15 protein-coding genes and 3 pseudogenes are annotated in these 17,177 nt (G+C 59.0%); 8 read left to right on the top strand and 10 right to left on the bottom strand.

The genetic code is table 11. The features are described 5' to 3' along the window. The first annotated feature begins 223 nt into the window (after positions 1–223). Positions 224–796, top strand: a complete 573-nt coding sequence (phaP, locus tag OKW45_RS27040; RefSeq protein WP_429472129.1) for a TIGR01841 family phasin — start codon at positions 224–226, stop codon at positions 794–796. A gap of 259 nt (positions 797–1,055) precedes the next feature. On the opposite strand, the pseudogene OKW45_RS27035 reads toward phaP, so the two are convergent. After that, a pseudogene (locus OKW45_RS27035) lies at positions 1,056–1,169 on the bottom strand (cold shock domain-containing protein); the annotation flags it as partial. Between the two features lie 278 nt (positions 1,170–1,447). On the opposite strand from OKW45_RS27035, the gene OKW45_RS27030 reads away from it, so the two are divergent. Beyond that, positions 1,448–1,963 (top strand): hypothetical protein, encoded by a 516-nt coding sequence (locus OKW45_RS27030; RefSeq protein WP_429472127.1) that lies wholly within the window; start codon positions 1,448–1,450, stop codon positions 1,961–1,963. Between the two features lie 542 nt (positions 1,964–2,505). Further along, positions 2,506–2,886: a response regulator gene (locus OKW45_RS27025; RefSeq protein WP_429472124.1), complete on the top strand. Its 381-nt coding sequence runs from the start codon at positions 2,506–2,508 to the stop codon at positions 2,884–2,886. A 515-nt stretch (positions 2,887–3,401) separates the two neighbouring features. On the opposite strand, the gene OKW45_RS27020 is transcribed toward OKW45_RS27025, so the two are convergent. Beyond that, positions 3,402–3,653: an RNA chaperone Hfq gene (locus tag OKW45_RS27020; protein ID WP_084754005.1), complete on the bottom strand. Its 252-nt coding sequence runs from the start codon at positions 3,651–3,653 to the stop codon at positions 3,402–3,404. Between the two features lie 563 nt (positions 3,654–4,216). Next, positions 4,217–4,489: a DUF1488 family protein gene (locus OKW45_RS27015; protein WP_429472122.1), complete on the bottom strand. Its 273-nt coding sequence runs from the start codon at positions 4,487–4,489 to the stop codon at positions 4,217–4,219. A 265-nt stretch (positions 4,490–4,754) separates the two neighbouring features. Here OKW45_RS27015 and OKW45_RS27010 point away from each other — a divergent pair. The 5 genes and pseudogenes from OKW45_RS27010 to OKW45_RS26990 all read left to right on the top strand — a co-directional run. Beyond that, positions 4,755–4,988: pseudogene (locus OKW45_RS27010) on the top strand (hypothetical protein); the annotation flags it as partial. A gap of 164 nt (positions 4,989–5,152) precedes the next feature. Continuing rightward, a complete protein-coding gene (gene phoU / locus OKW45_RS27005) occupies positions 5,153–5,860 on the top strand; it encodes a phosphate signaling complex protein PhoU (RefSeq protein ID WP_026225550.1) in 708 nt (235 codons plus the stop codon). A 642-nt stretch (positions 5,861–6,502) separates the two neighbouring features. Then, positions 6,503–6,853, top strand: a complete 351-nt coding sequence (locus OKW45_RS27000) for a hypothetical protein (RefSeq protein ID WP_018419034.1) — start codon at positions 6,503–6,505, stop codon at positions 6,851–6,853. 665 nt (positions 6,854–7,518) lie between these two features. After that, positions 7,519–7,818: pseudogene (locus tag OKW45_RS26995) on the top strand (SOS response-associated peptidase family protein); the annotation flags it as partial. A 449-nt stretch (positions 7,819–8,267) separates the two neighbouring features. Continuing rightward, positions 8,268–8,807, top strand: coding sequence for a hypothetical protein (locus tag OKW45_RS26990; RefSeq protein ID WP_026225552.1), 540 nt, complete (start codon positions 8,268–8,270; stop codon positions 8,805–8,807). A 274-nt stretch (positions 8,808–9,081) separates the two neighbouring features. Here the strand turns inward: OKW45_RS26990 and istB are convergent, their stop codons facing one another. From istB to OKW45_RS26955, 7 genes are all read right to left on the bottom strand, one after another. Beyond that, the gene (istB, locus tag OKW45_RS26985; RefSeq protein ID WP_429470884.1) at positions 9,082–9,897 is read right to left on the bottom strand and encodes an IS21-like element helper ATPase IstB; all 816 of its coding nucleotides are present in this window, start codon (positions 9,895–9,897) and stop codon (positions 9,082–9,084) included. Beyond that, positions 9,894–11,393: an IS21 family transposase gene (gene istA, locus OKW45_RS26980; RefSeq protein ID WP_429472120.1), complete on the bottom strand. Its 1,500-nt coding sequence runs from the start codon at positions 11,391–11,393 to the stop codon at positions 9,894–9,896. Before istA ends, istB begins: the two co-directional genes overlap by 4 nt. A gap of 719 nt (positions 11,394–12,112) precedes the next feature. Next, entirely contained in the window at positions 12,113–12,520 is a 408-nt protein-coding gene (locus tag OKW45_RS26975) for an Hsp20/alpha crystallin family protein (protein WP_018419037.1), read from the bottom strand. 12 nt (positions 12,521–12,532) lie between these two features. Next, positions 12,533–12,973, bottom strand: coding sequence for an Hsp20/alpha crystallin family protein (locus OKW45_RS26970; protein ID WP_018419038.1), 441 nt, complete (start codon positions 12,971–12,973; stop codon positions 12,533–12,535). A 728-nt stretch (positions 12,974–13,701) separates the two neighbouring features. Continuing rightward, positions 13,702–14,094, bottom strand: a complete 393-nt coding sequence (locus OKW45_RS26965; RefSeq protein WP_429472118.1) for a response regulator — start codon at positions 14,092–14,094, stop codon at positions 13,702–13,704. Between the two features lie 555 nt (positions 14,095–14,649). Beyond that, a complete protein-coding gene (locus OKW45_RS26960) occupies positions 14,650–14,970 on the bottom strand; it encodes an acylphosphatase (protein WP_018419040.1) in 321 nt (106 codons plus the stop codon). A gap of 287 nt (positions 14,971–15,257) precedes the next feature. Continuing rightward, positions 15,258–17,018 (bottom strand): hybrid sensor histidine kinase/response regulator, encoded by a 1,761-nt coding sequence (locus OKW45_RS26955; RefSeq protein WP_429472116.1) that lies wholly within the window; start codon positions 17,016–17,018, stop codon positions 15,258–15,260. Positions 17,019–17,177: the final 159 nt, after the last annotated feature.

Here is a 17,177-nt window from a genome sequence, read left to right as displayed (position 1 = left end):
AACTTTGTCGTTTGCAGTTCCTGCATCTGTCGACGTCCGCAGAGCACCCCTTACGCAGCCCAGCGCTGGGGACGTTGTACGGGCTCGCGGCTGAGACCAATACGACTGCGGAGCCGGTGTCGAAAATGGAGCCGACCCGGGAGCTTCCAGACGACGCGCTTCATCAGTTGGTCACCGTTGCCGAACATGCTGGGCGTTGCGCATACATCTCCTGGAGGCGAACATGACTGATTTTCAGAGACAGGCTGCTACAGTCCAGCAAGCCAATCTTGACTTCTTTTTTGGCCTGGCCAGCAGAATGCTGGAGGGCGAGGAAAAGCTCGTCAGACTGAATCTGGATACGGCGAGAACGACGCTTGCCGATTGGCAGCAACGCGAGCAGGACGGGGTGGCGAAAATGGACCGACAGGAAGTTACCGGTCTGCAAGACGCGCTGGCGCTGCACTCGGCGGAGAAGGTCCTGAAGTACGAACGTCAGGTTGCGGAGATTGCCTCGACCACGCAAACGCAGCTGGCAGAGGTCGTCAATGCGCGGTACCAGGAGGTCAGCCGCCAGGTTCAATCGTTCGTCGAGAATCTCGCGCAAAACGCCCCGGTCGGCTCCGAAGCCACAATCGCATTTCTGAAACAAGCTATTACGCTGGCCGACACCACTCAGGAAAGCGTGCAAAAGGCCACGAAGCAGGCAGTCGAAGTCGCGCAAAGTAACCTGGACGCTGCAACAAAAGCCGCATCGGAGGTGACCGAAGCGGCTGACGAGGCAGTCGAGAAAGCAGCAAAAGCTGCGAAGCAATAATTTGAAGGAACGTTGAACCCGTGGTCGCGCGGCGCGGCGAGCTAACGCGCCTAGCCACACATGCGACCTGGCCTCGACCGGACAAGCCCAGCTCTCGTGTGCGGTGGTCGGTCGTTGGGACGCACGTCATGTCCGCCCACGTCTGTTACCAGTCTCGCGCCGGGACCAACACACCCGGGGAGACCGTGTCACGGCACATAGCTGAAGAAAGAATGGTCCGCCGAGGCGGGCCATTCTTTTGCGTGTCAGCGAGTTGCGCTCAGGTGTCAGCTCGGATAAATTTTTGCCGCCCGCTACCCTTCGGGCCTTGCTTCAGGTCAAAGCTTACCTTCTGGTTGTCCTGCAGCGATTTGAAGCCTTTTGTCTGAATCTCGGGAAGTACGCAACAGGTCCTCGCCACGGTTTTGGATTGGTCGGCTTTGACGAAACAATACTTGTTGCGCAATGTTCTCAGCGTTGAAGTCCAATAGGAGCATAGCTCACTCGAACGTCTGAGGCCCCTTTAGCGTTAAGGAAAGTTTCGCGACCGTTCCCGGCGGCCGCAACCAGATGCGCATGAACCCGCGACGCTAGGCATCCTGCTTGCTGAAGTAAGCTAACTGTATTAAAGGCGCGGCGCAGGTTACGTCGCATCAGACCCGGGAGCTGGTCATGAAGACGCTGGATGCAACGTCGCGCGCGGGCGGCGTCGTTGCGGTGGTGGTCCTGTCCGCAGCTTTGTCCGGTTGCTACTACTACATGCCCTACGGCTACGTTCCGTACGGCGAAGTGCCGGCGGCAGCGCCGCAGCAGCAATATCCTTTCTCGATGACCGACGCAGCTGCGACCAGTGCGGCCGCGTCAGATGTAACTGCATCGACGAACACCTATATCGCACCAGCCGCGCCCGTCTTCGTCGCGCCTGCGTATTACCCCGTCGCGTATCCGTACTACGGCTGGCCCGCCTGGTGGGGCGGACCATCCGTGTCACTGAGCTTCGGCTATTGGGGCGGATGCTGTTACGGGGGCCGGCACGGCTACTGGGGCCACCACGGCCATTGGGGCCATGGATATCGCGGCGGTTGGGGCGGTCATGGCGGCTGGGGCGCGCAGGGATACCCAAGGGGTGGTATGGGCGGCGGCGGCCATTACTGGGGCGGTGGCGGCGGTCACGGGCGTTCACATTGAACGCTACAGAGATGCGCTCGTCGTGTTCAACAGTTCCCCGACAGCTGAGGCCGTGCGTGACCTGGACGCAACCCGCCGACGCGCGGCAGCGTCGGGACCGTGCGGTGACCAGTTTCAGCCTCCATTGCATGTCGACGAGTCTTTCAACACCTCCACTGTCAATTCAACTGACGTATGACGATAAGCAGAACTATCCGACACCGGAAGAGCGCGGACGTCGAAATTTGACTCCGGCCTTTCTGGCGGAGCTGTCTATTGCCCGCGCGATAGAGAGTGACGCCAGGCGGCGGCACGTCCGGCGTGATTGAAGCGAAGACCCGGGCTCTTGGGGCTCCGCTGCTTCCATTAGTCCCTGGTTGCATTGTCGACCTTGTCCTCTGCGTCGTATGGGGGGTATTTAAACGCCTGCTGAAGGGGGCTGTGGATATATACTTACGAATTAATCTGTAAAACTAAACGTACAGGCAACGCCATTTAATAATATTTATTACAAAAGAAGCATTCTTGGCAGCGCCGCGAACTTCGCGTAATAAGGATATTGAATGAATGTGCTCGTCGTCGACGATAATGAGTTCGTCGCGGACAGTCTGGCCTTCCTGCTGGACTGCATTGGTCACCGCGCCGTTATGGCGCACGACGGGGAGACTGCGCTGGAACTGCTCCATGCCGGCACTTTCGAACTCGTTTTCCTGGACGAAAACCTCCCCGACATCAACGGCAGTGCCGTCGCGCTGTCGCTGCTGGACAGGCCAGTCTTCCCCCGACCCTTTGTTGCGTCCATGACGGGTGACAGCGATAGCAACGAAGAGTTTGCCCGGCTCTTCGATGTGTGTCTGCAAAAGCCCTTCTCCCTCGAAGCACTCATGCAAGTCATCGAAGATGCTCGCTGCAGCAGCGATGCGAGCGTTCTCCTGGCCGCCTAGGCATTGCTTTGCTGTCTGCTGCGGTGACGCCGGCGGTCGAGCGGGTATTCCACAGGGAAATTGATAATGACCCGGCGTCAGACGAGAATGCTTCTCGCGCTGCCAGTCCCATACCCCGTCGCATTAGCGTGGGGCGCTTTGACGTTTCTTCTTCGCTATCGAAAATTCCAAGGACACCGGACGCGACTATAAGCTTATTGTCCGGGGTAATCGTCACGCTTGCCGTACAGCGCGCTTGTCGTCGTCCTGCTCTTTGCCATTCGCATGACCCCCACAATTCGAAGCGTTCCGAGTGAACGGCGGTGTCGGCGCCGCCTCCCCGTCAATATCAGCTTTGGCGGACGCGGTGGCAAATTTGAGCACTGGCCTCATGCCGGGCATGCTGCCAACAGAACCGGAACCTTGGCCTGCACTACGCAGGAATCCTCTCAGACTGCAAACGCCGAGGCCGGACCACATCATTTTCCGCGCCCTCTCGACAGCGGTGTCCTGTCCGCTTGGGCGCAGGCGAGCCTTCATTCGGCTACTAGCGAATCCGAAGCTGATTCAGTTGGCGCTCTGTGGTTTCCGGCTTGTCGGATGCGGCGCGAGCAGGCGGTTCCCCCCCCCCCCGGCAGTACGGTGGCGATTGCGTGCTTCATGATGGATTGTGAGCCTCTGGGCGACGCCAGCTCGACGGTGTAGCGGTCAAACGATTCGATTTTCCCGGTCAGGCGGATGCCGGTCTTGAGAAAGACGCTCACAGTCGTCTTGTCTCTGGACGACATCTGAAAAGCCTTCTTCTACGGAGGGCGGAAGGACCATCAGGAGCTCCAGCATTATGGATGTGAGCCAGTCGACGGTAACGCGACTGCGACATGCCATCAGTGCGAGTATGGGAACTGCTGACGGCTCACGAGTGGCCCTCAAAGCCGACGTTTGAGATTGTCGCCCGAGGTCAGGTCTCATTTCTCGACCAGAACATCGAAGGCTTCGCGCGCGTCCTTCAGTTCCTGCATGGCCCCGCGAATCTGGCCAATCCCAAAGTCGATGGATGCTCATGTGAGTCTCCTGCGTAGTGCGCTTCGAGCCGTAGTGACGCGGCTTGTACTTCTCGCGCGGCGCTCACCACACGCACGAGGGCGCGTGCCTCCGCCGAGACCTTTTTTCTTTCATCGTCGTTGATTCCTTGGGGGCGGGCGCGACCACGGCCCGAACGCTTCGGTCGGCGTTTGGCGTTGCTTCCCTGAGACTGCCTGCGTTGGAAGCACGCAATGCGCCGACTCTAAAAGATGCGTCGGATTTAATCGGTGCGGAACGTCACAGACGGTCGTTGCTGGAGCCAGCCGCGTCATCGGTCCGGAAAATCTGCTGCCGACAAGACTATCGCGGTGCCGGTCTTCTTGAGCATTCTTCTTTCGACGGCTGCCGTTATGCGCTGGTGTCCGTCGGCAAATGCTTTCAATGTGCGCGCCTCATTAGCACCGGCCGGCAACCAGAAATGCCGTTCGAGCGCGTCGCGGCTGATTGAGCATTGCACCGACTGGTTGCGAAAAGATGCAACGAAAGCAACCACTTTTCCGTCTGAAGAAACGCAGGGTTCCGTGGTGATGGTGTCGTCCATAGTTGTATAGATTCCTTATTGACCGAACGCAGGATTACCGCCCGAAAGCACCCGCTGACATACCTGGTCAATAATAAATCAGACCGCCCCCCGGCGTTGACCGCTATCGAGCCCTTTCGTTAAGCGGAAGCGTCACCGCAGCCCATAGAGTAACCGGGCGCAGTGCAGTCGGGATGGTTCGCAGCGGCGCCACATTCTTCGAGGCCGCAGGTACATGAGAGGACGCCGAAATTAGTCATTGGGGAGGTGCTAAACTTGAGTCTGAAAGCGCATGAAGAAGGAAAAGGTCGTGCGCGACAGCTTCACCATGCCGAAGTCCGACTACGAAAAAATCGCGGTACTGAAACAGAAGTGTCTCGGCGCTGGCGTGTCGGTTAAAAAGAGTGAGATTCTTCGCGCTGGCCTGCTCTTGCTGGACTCAGCTTCCACTACCGAGGGTCTGCTGGCAGCTATTTCTGCAGTGGAAACCGTCAAGACCGGTCGGCCGGCAAAATTGTAGCGATACAGCGCCCTCGGTGCGCTGTCAGTGCGCCCCGGAGGGCGAGCACACGGCCTTCATGGATTGGGACGCGCTCGCTGGATTTGATACGACCGAACAGATTTTTCAACCTGCATTGCATGACCGTCGATTGCTTCACCGGCTGTATCGACTCGGGAGCGACCATGCCAGACAAGCACCTTTCCAGTAAGTTTGATGCGGACCTCAACTTTCTTTCATCAAGGCTTCTCGAGATGGGAGGACTTGTGGAGTCACAGATTGCATACGCGCTCGAGGCTGTAAAAGAATTCGATACGGTACTCGTTGACCAGGTCCTCGAGGGTGAACATCGGCTCAATGCCATGGAAATCAAAATCGACGAGGAGGTCACCAATATCATTGCTCGTCGACAGCCCGCCGCCCGTGACCTGCGATTCCTGATGGCCACTTCGAAGTGCATTACCAACCTGGAGCGTGCGGGCGACGAAGCGCGGAAAATAGTGAAACGTATGCGGCGCATCCACGCGAACGGCGGAGGGCTAAACGTCAACACCGCTGAAATCAAGGCTTCCGGCGAAATGGCCGTGCACATCCTGCGCAGAGCGCTGGACGCGTTCGCACGGATGGATACAGTTGCCGCTGCACAGATTGTCCGCGATGACGAAGCTATCGATAGCGAGTTCCGGGCGTTCGTGCGCAAGCTCGTCACATACATGGCGGAAGACCCTCAAACCATCTCGATTGGACTGGACTACCTGTTCATTGCGAAGGCTATTGAGCGTATCGGCGACCACGCGAAGAACATCGCCGAATTTGTGATTTATGTCGTCAAGGGTGCCGATGTTCGCCATGTATCCCAAGAACAACTTGAGCGGGATGCCTCGGGTAGCTGAGATTGAAGCAGGCGATGCACCGCCACAGTCCAAATCTCAAATTCTGGGGACGTAATAAGGAAAGGGGGTGATGCGCCTGCTCGTACATCGGGAATTCTTAGGCGAGAAGGCCCTTACATGAAATCAGTCAGGCATCGAAGGCAGATAGAACGCGAGCACCGGCGAGAGTCCTTGCCCCGAACGCTCCTTCGACTTTGGGCTCGGTCGAAAAGAATTACCTCATCTGGGGGATTCTGCGGCTGGTCCTCGGCCTGGTGCAAATGACGTTTGCCGTCGCGGCGATTGTCTGCATGATTTTTGTCGGATTGTCGTCGACTACGGTCACGTGCATTGCGATTGCGACCATCGCCACGCTGGTAAGTCGTACGCTGTTTCGCAGTCGGCGCGGAGCGCGCCGGTAAGGGCTCTTGTTTTTTTGCCTTTATCAGCGGATTTCACTACCTGGTCTCCATGGAGGCGAGCACACGCAGATGGCGGCCAACTTTGAAATCGAGGAGCCTGCGCCATAGCGAACAGCGGTACGCGAATTCCGGAAATCTAGGCGACGGGTTGCACTGGCCTGGGTTGCTCTCTCGTCAAACCGGTGTCTTTGGAAGCGCTCCTGCTGGCGCGTTGACATTAACAGCGCTCGCGGCTCGAAGCATGCGTGAGACAACTTGCCTCGAAAGCGATTTGAGGGACGTGCTTCTGGTTTCTGTCATTGCTTCGCGGGTCTTGGGGACCGAAATGAGGCGGATTTACCAGTACAAGCTTTTTATCGTCGAGGTAGAGGCCCTGCCCGTCACCGGCCAGGGGCATGGAAGCGGCTACGCCTCACCGCAGGGATATGTCGCGCTTGTAACCGTCAGGCGCGAGGGCGATACGGGAGTACTCTTCTCCCCTCTCCGGTTAGGTGCCGCGAGCGGACGCCTCTTCGCAACGGAAGAAGATGCGCTCGCAACCGGTGTCAGTGCTGCGCAACGTGTCATTGACGACACATTGAGCTCCGACTGAATTAGTGCTGCGGCCTCTCATCTCCGTTCTGCAATGACTTCCATGAAAGTCATCGTGGGTTTGCCTCGTCCACAGCCGGCAAATAAACAATCATCCCCAATCTGCCTGATGGCTAATCTGTGGTCAGAATTTCCGTTCCCAGCGGTTTCGACCAACCAGGGGTCGCTCCGAAGAACTGATGCCGGATTGCGGGAAACTGGTAAGGTCAATCTGTTAAGAGACGCAGCAGCAGGCTTCCTCGCGTCGAAAGGAGTGGCAGCTCGACGAAAGCGCATGAGGACAAGCGGAATTATCAAAACACTGACGATAATAAAAATCGACGCAATCACATACTTTGACGGAGCTGCAGGAATCGGAACCGGCCATAGCAGATACTCAAGTGCGATTCCTATCGCGAGCGCTGCCAGGTAAAATACCGGAGCCGGGACACGAATGCCAGGCCCTGCCGCCGTTGCTTCCGGGTTCATAATTCTCTCTTTCTCCTGCACAGCCGAAGCATTAGCTGGTGTCTGCTGGTGGCATTTGGCGAGGATTTTCGTTTTCAGCCGACCACGTTGAGACCATTGCTGGCATCGCCCAGGATGTCCATCCGTGTCTGGGCGTTTCGCTGTCCCTGGTCTTCGAAACAGTTGTTAACGTGAGTCCTCGCAACGTGCGCGGCGATACTCGCCGAGGGGGAGAAGGATGAAAACGTAGTTCTTCAGTTCAAGCGAAATCCAGCTCACAACATGCTTGTCGCATGTCTCTGGTCGCATTGGTCGGGTGCGGGTGAGCCGGATATGTTTTTGTTTGCTGCTATTACGGACGAGCCGCCGCGGGAGATTGCTGCTGCGGGGCACGACCGCTGCATCATCCCAATCAAGCCGGAGCGCATCGACGTATGGCTGAATCCCGATGCATCCGACCTTGGGGCGCAATACGCGATTCTTGATGACAGAGACCGGCCGTTCCATGAACATCGGCTAATCGAGCAGCGACTGCTCGCCCTCAGCGTGCTTCGCACGCGGCGTCCGTGGCGGCGGCGGGAATGCCTCTGCATGCATTTCCTCCGCTGGGTACAACTGTAGAAACGACCTCGCTTCGTCTGTGCTGCGGCAAGAAAGCCAGTCATCCCCGTCGCGGACGTAGACCCTATCGGGACACATTTCCTCAAGTCCGGCTCCAGACCGCCGTAATACCAAGGGCGGTCACGGCAGCATAGCCAACCGCAGGACGTTCGCAGGAACTGAACACCACGCTGGGTTGTTCCGCGAACGGATTTTACGCCGGTGCTTTCGGGGTGCGAAAGTTTCTCCTGTGAATCAGCTCGACACGACGGCGCGGCCATTACCCAGTTCGACGACACAGGCTTGGAAACCGTCTCAAACCCGGATAAGACGGCTCAAAAGAAACACAACAAATGGGGAATAGAAGGATGAAGCTACTTTTTGGTTTGCTTGCAGTCGCCACGCTGGCCGGCTGCTCAACTTATGCGGTTCCGAGGTACTCGATTTCTGCCGACAATGTGGTCGCCTTGAAGTCGACTGTGGTCAACGGTGTTGGTGTGGGCGCATTCACCCAATCGCCGATGTCGAACCAAAGCCCGAACGAGATAATGTGTCGAGGTGTCGGACCTATCAAGACGCCGGACGGTGAGCCATTCGCCGACTTCGTAAAGAGTGGGCTTGTGTCAGAGCTCAAAATCGCTGGGGTGTACGCGCCCGGTGCCCCGGTCCAGCTTACGGGGCGATTGGACAGTATCGACTTTTCGTCAGTCTCTGGCGCGTGGAATCTCGGATTGACCGTTTCGTCGTCGAATGGTCGCAGCTTGAGCGTTGCCGAAAACTATTCATACGCGTCCAGCTACTATGGCGAAACTGCCTGCAACCAGACTGCTCAGGCGTTGATGCCAGCGGTGCAGGACCTGATTGCAAAGGTTGTGCATTCCCCGGAGTTCACGACGCTGTTGAAGTAACGTAGTCCGGGCGACTAAGCTGGGACCGGCCTACCCGCGTCCCCGACCGAACTCAAAAAGGGAATGGCGACAGGGAAAGCTTCTCACTTGTGATGAGTTTGCGAGAAGATTAGGCGTAGTCCTGTGATTTTCTCGTAATCTTATCAGTCGTGCGATAAGATTATCGCCGGTCAAAAGCATGTCTCCAGACCACTGCTCGGTGGATAGCGTCAAGCAGGACGTCCGGTTTACCGACAAACATCTTGGCCGGTCGGCCGAGGTGATTGTCGCTGCGTCAGGGGAGCATGGTTGTCGCTCCGTTCGGGTTGTCAGTGGGTAATTGACGGCGGCGCTCTTTCTGTTTGTCGCTGGCTGTGCGGCGCCGATAGCTTTCGACATTCAGCTCAAAGATCGTCGAGTGATGGACGAGCCGGTCGATGGCCGCCACCGTCATGCCGGGGTCCGGGAAGACGTCATTCCAGCCGGAGAATGGCTGGTTGGCGGTTATCAGAAGACTTTTCCGCTCGTATCTTTCGGCGATCAGCTCGAACAGCACGCTGGTTTCGGCCTGGTCCTTCCTCACATACGACAGATCGTCCAGGATGATCAGGTCGAACCGGTCGAGTTTGGCGAGCGCCGAAGGCAGTTGCAAACTTTGACGTGCGACCTGGAGCTTCTGCACGATTTCGCCGGTCCGGGTGAACAACACGCGATAGCCGGCATCGATCAGGGCATGTCCGATTGCGCTGCCAAGATGACTTTTCCCGCCTCCAGGCGGCCCGAACAGGAGAATCGTGGCGCCTTTCTCAAGCCACGAATCGCCGGTGGCCAGCGCCATCACATGCGCCTTTGAGACCATAGGCACAACACCGAAGTCGAAGGTGGCGAGCGTCTTGGTCGGATCCAGATGTGACTCGGCACGATGACGTTCGATTCTTCGTTTGGCGCGCTCGGCAAGTTCATGTTCGAGCAATGCACCGAGTAACCGCGACGCCTGCCAGCTTTCCTTGTCCGAGCGTTCAGCGAAGTCCGGCCACAACCGGCCGATCGTTGGCAGGCGCAGTTCGTTGAGCATAAGTGCGATACGGCCAGTATCGTAGGCGGCGTTCATGCGAGCACCTCCTCATCGAGCAACGTATCGTAAAGCGCGGCGGACGGCATCTCGACGACAACCACCGGACACTCGGCCTGGCGCGGCGCGAACTCATCGAACAACACCTTCAGATCGGGCAGTTCACCGAGTTCGAGCAAGGCATCGAGCCGCTCGGCCAGTTGCGCCTCAACGCCGTGGTGCCCGGCGAGTTCAAGCAGGCCCACCATGGTCTTGCAGGCGCTACGCGGCGTCAGTGCCTGATCCAGCCGTTCCCAGGTGCGACGATAGGCTTCACGCGGAAACAGATCGTCACGGAACGCGAGACCCCTGAAGGCCTGCGGCTTGCGTTTGAGCGAATCGATGAAGTGCCGGTAGTCGATGCCGCGACCGCGCCGCTTGCTGGTGTGCGTGGCCCTCGTCGTGCTGTGCACGAGCGCGCCGGACAGATAGCAATCGAGCCGGTCACTGTAAAGGCGCACCTTCAGGCGATGGCCGATCAGCCGCGACGGCGCGCTGTACAGGACGCAACGTACGGTGAAGGTTCCGCAACGGGTCACGCGCGCCTCTTCCTCAACGAAGTCGGTGGTACGGTGCTCAGGCAGATCCAGCAGGTGTTCGCGCTCGATCTGGAACGCTGCAGCATTGCGCCGGTTGCGGTGCATTACCACCCCGCGCACGAACTCGTCGTACGCGGCGCGGTCTGCGAAGTCGCGGTGACCGCGCAACTCCAGAGCCTGATCGACCTGATCCTTCAGATAGCGATGCGAGGATTCGACGCTGCCATTCTCATGACCCATGCCACGGTTGTTGCGCGTGCCTTGCATCCCGTAGTGTTCGAGCAGCGCTGCATAGCGAACCGTGAAGTCTTCCTCTTCCTGCAGGTTTCTGAACGCCGCCGACAGACTGTCGGAACGGTGTTCGCGTGGGCAGCCGCCGGCCTGCCAAAGCGCGTTCTGCAGTCCCGTCGCGAGCGCCTGGAAGCTCTCGCCACCATCGACCACGCTGGCGTATTCCCAGCGCGAGAACGCCAGCACGAAGTGATACAGCAGGTGGTTGAACGGGATGCCACCAATCGTTACGCACAACTTGTCCATGTGCGTGAAGTCCGACAGGCCTCGCGCGCCTGGTTGATACGTTTGAGGGAAGAACACTTCCTGGTTCGGCCCTTCGAGCGCGCGCCACTGGCTGACATGCCGCTCGAACGTGCGCCGCATGCTGTCCGGAAAGCGTTCGGGATGGTCCTCCTGCAATTTGCGCAGCAGGGTGATCGCCTTCAGCTTTGGCGCAGCGCGTAGCAATGGCACCACTTCGCTATCCCAGACATCGGCGAACGGATCTGGGCGCGAGCGCCAGTAGCGCCGGGGCTGCTGCGACGGTAGCCCGGCTTCGTGTTCGACACGCCGCGCCGTGCGCTCGCTCATGCCTGACTTCGCCGCAGCAAGCTTCTGCGGATGGTGTTTGCGATGGTTCATGTAGAGGCGGACCTGCAGGTCGGTAATGCGGCTTCCAGACATGGGCTGACCGCCTCTTTTTAGGTTCAGTCAGCCATCCTAAGCCTCGCCGCTCCGGCGCCGCCGGCAGTTCGTCGTCTCCGGCGGCTACGCCGCCTCCGACTCCTCACTACCGGCCAAGATGAATGTCGGTACACCGGACGTAGTCATTGTCGCCGCCCAGCTCGGACCGGCGCCTCGAAACTTTTGCGTCAGTTCTCCGCGTCGGGCTGACTCCTTGGCTCCGCCTGAATAGATGCCTCCAGAGTCATGGCATTGTCAGCGAGCCGTGAAATTAACGGGTATTTGTCCATCGGAATCTCGAATCGACGAGCATTTCGGACCTGTGGCACAAGTCATACATCAGCCATCGTGGGCGCATCGCCGAAAACGAAATTGCCCACGCGACGTTCCGATTTGAGCTTATCCTCAAGCGACTGGAAGCCAGCATCAATCCAGTGTCGGTACGGTAACTGGAGCGCCGGTAGCGACGTCGCATGGGCGGCCGGATGTTGCCAAAGGGGCTAATCCTTTCCTGAGGCGTCGCCGCAGCAGCGGACAGCGCCTCCAGTTTTTGGCTTCCTGTGGACGCTCTGCCGGCTACTTCCCGTCAGCGGTACCAGGGAACTCTGCGGTCGCGTGTTTAGCCGTATGCCTGCTCAGGAAAAGCGAAAGTGCCGTGACACATGGGACCGTTCGCAGACGGCCCCATGCTCCTTTCGTCGTTTCACCTGACTGTCGTTTTAGACTACGCTTACTTCAATGCGGCGTGGTTTCGATTCCTCGCGGCGCGGGATGGTTAATTTCAGGACGCCGTCCTTCAGGTTCGCTTCAATCTTTGATGTGTCAAAATCGTCGCCGATGGTAAACCGCCGCCGAAAATACGGGCCGCCCACTTCTGCGTGGGACAACCGTAGATTGGGAGGAGTCTGAACTACCGACTCCGCCTCGATGGACAGGCTGCCGTCATGCACCTTGATATCAAGCTTGTCCCTGGGGACGCCGGGCAAATCTGCCCAGAGGGTGACGGCATGACTGTCCTCAAAGACGTCAACGGCCGGCGTCAGCGCCGTTCGGCGCGACGCTTCTTCTGCACCTTGACGCGTCACTTCTCCCTGCTCGCGTTGGGCAATCTGGGTCGTATCGCTCATGATGTCACCCCATTACTGAACGGTAATCGCACGAGGCCGGGAAGCTTCGCGCTTGCCAACTGAAACAAGCAGGCATCCGTCGATATAACGCGCCTGCACCTTGTCCGGGTCGGCCTGCTGCGGAAGCTCGATGACGCGACGGAAAGAGCCGCTGAACCTCTCCTGTGCATACTGTCTCGTCTCTTCGGCCAATGCCGTCTCCGAAGTCGTGCGCTCACCGGCTACCGTAAGGAGTCCCTTGTCGATGGAAATGTCGAGCTTCGATGCATCGACACCTGGAGCGAACGCTACGATTTCAATTGTGTCGTCGGTTGTACCTATGTTGATGGGCGGAAACGTTCCGAACCGGCTGGAACGAAGGCTTGAAGGAAAGCCGCCGAACAGGCTGGACATCTGACGTTGCAGTCGGTCCAGTTCGCTGAAGAGGTCGGTTCCAAAGTAAGGGTCACTCATGGTCGCTTTCTCCTCTGGCGGCAAGGAGACGAACCGGCATACGCTCACCGGTTCGTTTGCCTGGTCGCAGACAAACAGGTTGAAACACGCGGCGACCGCTAACTGCAGGACTGCCGCCTGAGCGATTCAAAAATAGTAGGCCGGAAGAGATTTTCAAGGGGCGACCAGCAGAAATTTTTCGGCTCTTGAAAACCACGCCGGTGCCCATAGAATTCACGCACCCGGTTCAACTTGGAGAGCATTGTGGAATTCGATACGGACTGGAGAACCTTTGGCAGGCATCGGGTGAGGCTGCGCTCAACACGAGGCTTTCCAACAGATGTCATGCGGCAGGCGGAGGTGCATCAAACGGGTCTTCGGTCGGCCGGCAGACCCGGTTCAGCGCAACTGGTCTGCAGACGGACGAGGTTCCTCCGCGAAGGCACTCTGCGGAGCGGTTTTTTTGTGTCGCTATGCAACGTATTGCACGGGTAAGAGGCGACCGTGTCATACAGCTGTACGCTGCTGACCCCGTGGCGCTGGCGTTTCAGGCGGCGAAGCGCGGCGGTAACCGTGCGCAACGAGCGGAGTCATCGTGCCTGAACGAGGTGGTCCGGACCAAGCTGGTAGATGTTGCTACCTCCTCCGTGCACCTGCAAGGGAACAGAGCCGAGACTGGCCGCCTGGCAGCCTGTCCGCTTTCTCTGCCCGTTCGTCCCGCCGCCGCATCCAGGCCATCCGCAAACCTGCTACGGCCAACACTTCGAGCAGATTGGCTGCCATCGGGACATTGCGCGGTCCGAAGGGAACGAGCGTCTCGATAAGTCCCTTAGCCGTTTAGCCAGGAACGAACTCACAGTTGCGTCAAAACTATCTAGGTCGATGGGTTTGCGCAGAAAGGCGTTCCAGATTTTCACCTCTCCTTCCGGAGGAGCCCGGGCGGAAACCATCACCACTGGAATCTGGGCAAGCGCCGGATAGAGCTTGAGACGTTCGCACAGTTCGACCCCGTTCATCCCGGGCATCTCCCAGTCCGTAACAATCAGTTCCGGAACGTGGCGGGCAGCCTTTCGCAGCGCCACGTCCCCATCTTCTGCAAAGAGTACGTGATGGCCATGCTCTTCCAGAAGAAGCTGAAGCAACGACCGTGCCGGAGTCTTCCTGCCGCCGGTCCGGCAAAGGCTATGCAGGTAGTGTTACTGGCGCAGTGCACACATACATAATTGTTACATTACAACAAAGGGCATACGCTTAAAGTAAGTTCCCGGGGAGACGCTTATGGACGCGCCCACTTTCCTGGACCGCAACGGATTGGTCGCCGCGTGGCGTCGTCTGACCAGAGCGTTTCGACCGCGATAACCCGTGCCGTTCGTGCCCGACCTCTATGTTGACGTGCTTCTCGACAGGGACGGGCCGCAGGACATCGACCGGAGGGTCGGAGCTTATCTGGAAGGGGCGCCAGCGAAGTCATTGTCGGGGGTCGGCGCGGACAGGTTGGATTTTGGGGGCCGTTGGGCCAGCGGCAGGCCTCGATGTTTGGCATATCGCTACCGCCTGGTTGTGTGTATTTCGAAGCGCGCGGTGACCCCGCAGCTGAAAGGCACCGAGGTCCATCCCGTTGACATCAGCGATGGCGCTGCCCGACAGGCCTGCAGATGGAAAACCCGACATCTTCCGCTGTGTCGAAATGCTCGCCTTTACAGCGTGGGCAATCGCTCAAAGTAGTCAAAGCGGGCAAACGGCGGCGGCACCTCGGTCACTTCAAGCTCGCCGACCAGCGCTGCGGACATGCCCTCGCTTAGCCACGTGCACATGTTGGCAAGCTGCTCCGGCGAACCCTGCAGCATCACCTCCACCGAACCGTCCATGCGGTTACGTACCCAGCCGGTGACGCCTACCGCCCGAGCCTGACGTACGCACGCTTCCCGGTAGCCAATGCCCTGCACCTGACCACGCCCCTGACCACGCACCTGCACCAGCCGGGTCTCAAGCATCCCATCCTGGTTGTCAGTTTCCATGCGTGTAGTCCTTGAAAAGTATTGGCGCAGCTTCGCCCCTCACTGAAGTGGCCCGGCTGCAATCGCATGCCTGACTATCGTCTCCCGCAGGCTTTTCCTGGAAATACCTGAAGAACGCTCTGTCCCGGAAATGCGGCTCAGGTACCGCAGCCGCGCTGCGCGAATGGATGCGTATTCGCATACCGCCACGTAACCGTCCAGCGGGATAGCGGCGTCCAGTGTCGCGGCGCCATGAGACTCGCCTTCAACGTTTGCCATCGGGCTGTTTGCCATCGAGCCATCAGGCTCTACGAGCGACGCATGACATCCGCCAGGTCATCGAGCGATAGTGGCTTGGTGAGATGGCAGTCAAATACCCGTTCGTCGGTCTGGAATCTGTTGGTGGCATCGGTGTAGCCCGTTAAAGCAACCAGCTTCGTCTGGGAGCACTGGGCCCGAAGGCGAAGCAGTTGCGCAAGCTCAAGGCCATCCATGCCGGGCATCGTGATATCAATCAGGGCAACGTCCGGAGTAAATGACTCCACTATCGAGAGCGCGTCGGGTCCGCTCTGTGCCCGTTTCACTTCATGCCCCTCGAGCTCCAGCAACGTAGCCAGCGCCTCCATGGTGTCCGCGTTGTCGTCGACAAGAAGGATACGACTTGACGCCGTCGGGCGTGTCGCGGTAACGACAGACTCGCTCGTGCTCTCGCAGACAATCGGGAGCTGCACGGTGACTTCCGTCCCTTTACCTTCGCCCGCGCTCGCAATGGTAACCGTGCCGTTGTGTGCGGCAACCAGATGCTTCACGACCGCCAGTCCGATTCCGAGTCCGCCTTGTGCCTTTCCGCGTGCTGACGCCGACTGGGCAAACATGTCAAAGACGTGCGGCAGCATTGAAGATGAAATGCCCGCACCGTTGTCCGTCACCGTGATGACCGCAGTTCGGGGCGATGAGCCGCGTATCGATGCGATGCTCAGGTCCGGTGCCTTTACCGATAACGTGATGTCGCCGCCGGGAGGCGTGTATTTCACCGCGTTCGTCAGCAGATTCGATATAACCTGGGTGAGTCGGGCCGCGTCCGCATGAACGGTCACCGGATACGGGGGAACAGTGACATGCAGCTGGTGCGGACCATTAGCGGCGTCGGCCTTCATCGCCGTCACCGCGTCGGCCACGATATCCTGGAGCAACCCGTACGACGGGCGCACGGACAGTTTGCCATGCCTTATCCGGGACGCGTCGAGCAGGTCGCCGACGAGCCGTTTCAGTATCCGCATCTGTCTGTCAGCGATGCCCAATGCAGCCAACACGGCGGGATTGTCTGTCGCGAGCTTTCGCGCCGCCGTCAGGGCACCGTCGATTGGCGCGAGGGGATTGCGTAATTCATGAGTCAGGGTCGCAATGAAGTCGTCCTTGCGTGCTTCAGCCAGGGCCAGCGCATTCCTGGCGGCCTCCGCTTCTGCCGCCCGGGCTTCCGCGTCAGCCTTCGCCCGGGTCATGGTGAGCGCCGCGCAGGTGAAGTTTGCAAGGCTGGTCAGGATTCTGCGGTCCTCCGCATCGAAAAGGTGTACCCCGTCGTGGGACATGACCCACAGGGTGCCCCACGGCTCATGTTCGCCCGGAATGGGTACAACCAGCTCTTCGATAATCTCCGGAGAGACGTGTTCCAGGCAGGCGAAGTGGCGCCGGGGAAACGAAAACAGTTGTCCCGAAGCCAGTTCGAGCGTCACGGCGCTCGGGCTGTCCGCAGTCGGGATGGTGGTGCCCACAGCGGCCACGCATGCACCCGAAACCGCGACCCAGCGGAACACGAGGGCGCCGGCAGTGCCGGTTTCCAGCAGGCCGATGCCCGCGCTCCCGGCTTCGCACAGACTCAGTGCCATATCCGAGAGCGTCTGCAGCATGGCACCGTCCGACGACGTCAGTGCCTGCGCCAGACGGTGCATCGCGCTGCTTTCTGCCGCATAGTCGGGTGGGCGATGCGCACGCGTGTCGAGCGTTGGTGTGACGAGACTACCCTCACGCCGCGCGCGGTCCGCTGCCGATGATGCAGACAGCCCGGCCATAGGGTCTCCAGGTTGTAATGGGTATGTGGCTACACGGAAGAAATTACCATGCTGGATTAATTGTAGGCGCTGCATCACAAAAACCGGCCGGCAAGCCGTGACCGACTGGAGATGCCGCGCGTTGACGGAGTCGAACTCTGTCAACGGTTGAAGGGCGAC

Source organism: Paraburkholderia lebeckiae (genome assembly GCF_050436225.1).
Lineage (GTDB): Bacteria > Pseudomonadota > Gammaproteobacteria > Burkholderiales > Burkholderiaceae > Paraburkholderia > Paraburkholderia tuberum.
This window is presented reverse-complemented; position numbering and strand designations above follow the sequence as displayed.

Excerpts from the sequence above, each read along its gene's own strand:
- phoU (WP_026225550.1), top strand. The coding sequence starts at position 5,153 with ATGCCAGACAAGCACCTTTCCAGTAAGTTTGATGCGGACCTCAACTTT.
- OKW45_RS27000 (WP_018419034.1), top strand. The coding sequence starts at position 6,503 with ATGCGTGAGACAACTTGCCTCGAAAGCGATTTGAGGGACGTGCTTCTG.
- OKW45_RS26990 (WP_026225552.1), top strand. The coding sequence starts at position 8,268 with ATGAAGCTACTTTTTGGTTTGCTTGCAGTCGCCACGCTGGCCGGCTGC.
- istA (WP_429472120.1), bottom strand. The coding sequence starts at position 11,393 with ATGTCTGGAAGCCGCATTACCGACCTGCAGGTCCGCCTCTACATGAAC.
- istB (WP_429470884.1), bottom strand. The coding sequence starts at position 9,897 with ATGAACGCCGCCTACGATACTGGCCGTATCGCACTTATGCTCAACGAA.
- OKW45_RS27025 (WP_429472124.1), top strand. The coding sequence starts at position 2,506 with ATGAATGTGCTCGTCGTCGACGATAATGAGTTCGTCGCGGACAGTCTG.
- OKW45_RS27030 (WP_429472127.1), top strand. The coding sequence starts at position 1,448 with ATGAAGACGCTGGATGCAACGTCGCGCGCGGGCGGCGTCGTTGCGGTG.
- OKW45_RS26975 (WP_018419037.1), bottom strand. The coding sequence starts at position 12,520 with ATGAGCGATACGACCCAGATTGCCCAACGCGAGCAGGGAGAAGTGACG.
- OKW45_RS26960 (WP_018419040.1), bottom strand. The coding sequence starts at position 14,970 with ATGGAAACTGACAACCAGGATGGGATGCTTGAGACCCGGCTGGTGCAG.
- OKW45_RS26955 (WP_429472116.1), bottom strand. The coding sequence starts at position 17,018 with ATGGCCGGGCTGTCTGCATCATCGGCAGCGGACCGCGCGCGGCGTGAG.
- OKW45_RS27015 (WP_429472122.1), bottom strand. The coding sequence starts at position 4,489 with ATGGACGACACCATCACCACGGAACCCTGCGTTTCTTCAGACGGAAAA.
- phaP (WP_429472129.1), top strand. The coding sequence starts at position 224 with ATGACTGATTTTCAGAGACAGGCTGCTACAGTCCAGCAAGCCAATCTT.
- OKW45_RS27020 (WP_084754005.1), bottom strand. The coding sequence starts at position 3,653 with ATGTCGTCCAGAGACAAGACGACTGTGAGCGTCTTTCTCAAGACCGGC.
- OKW45_RS26970 (WP_018419038.1), bottom strand. The coding sequence starts at position 12,973 with ATGAGTGACCCTTACTTTGGAACCGACCTCTTCAGCGAACTGGACCGA.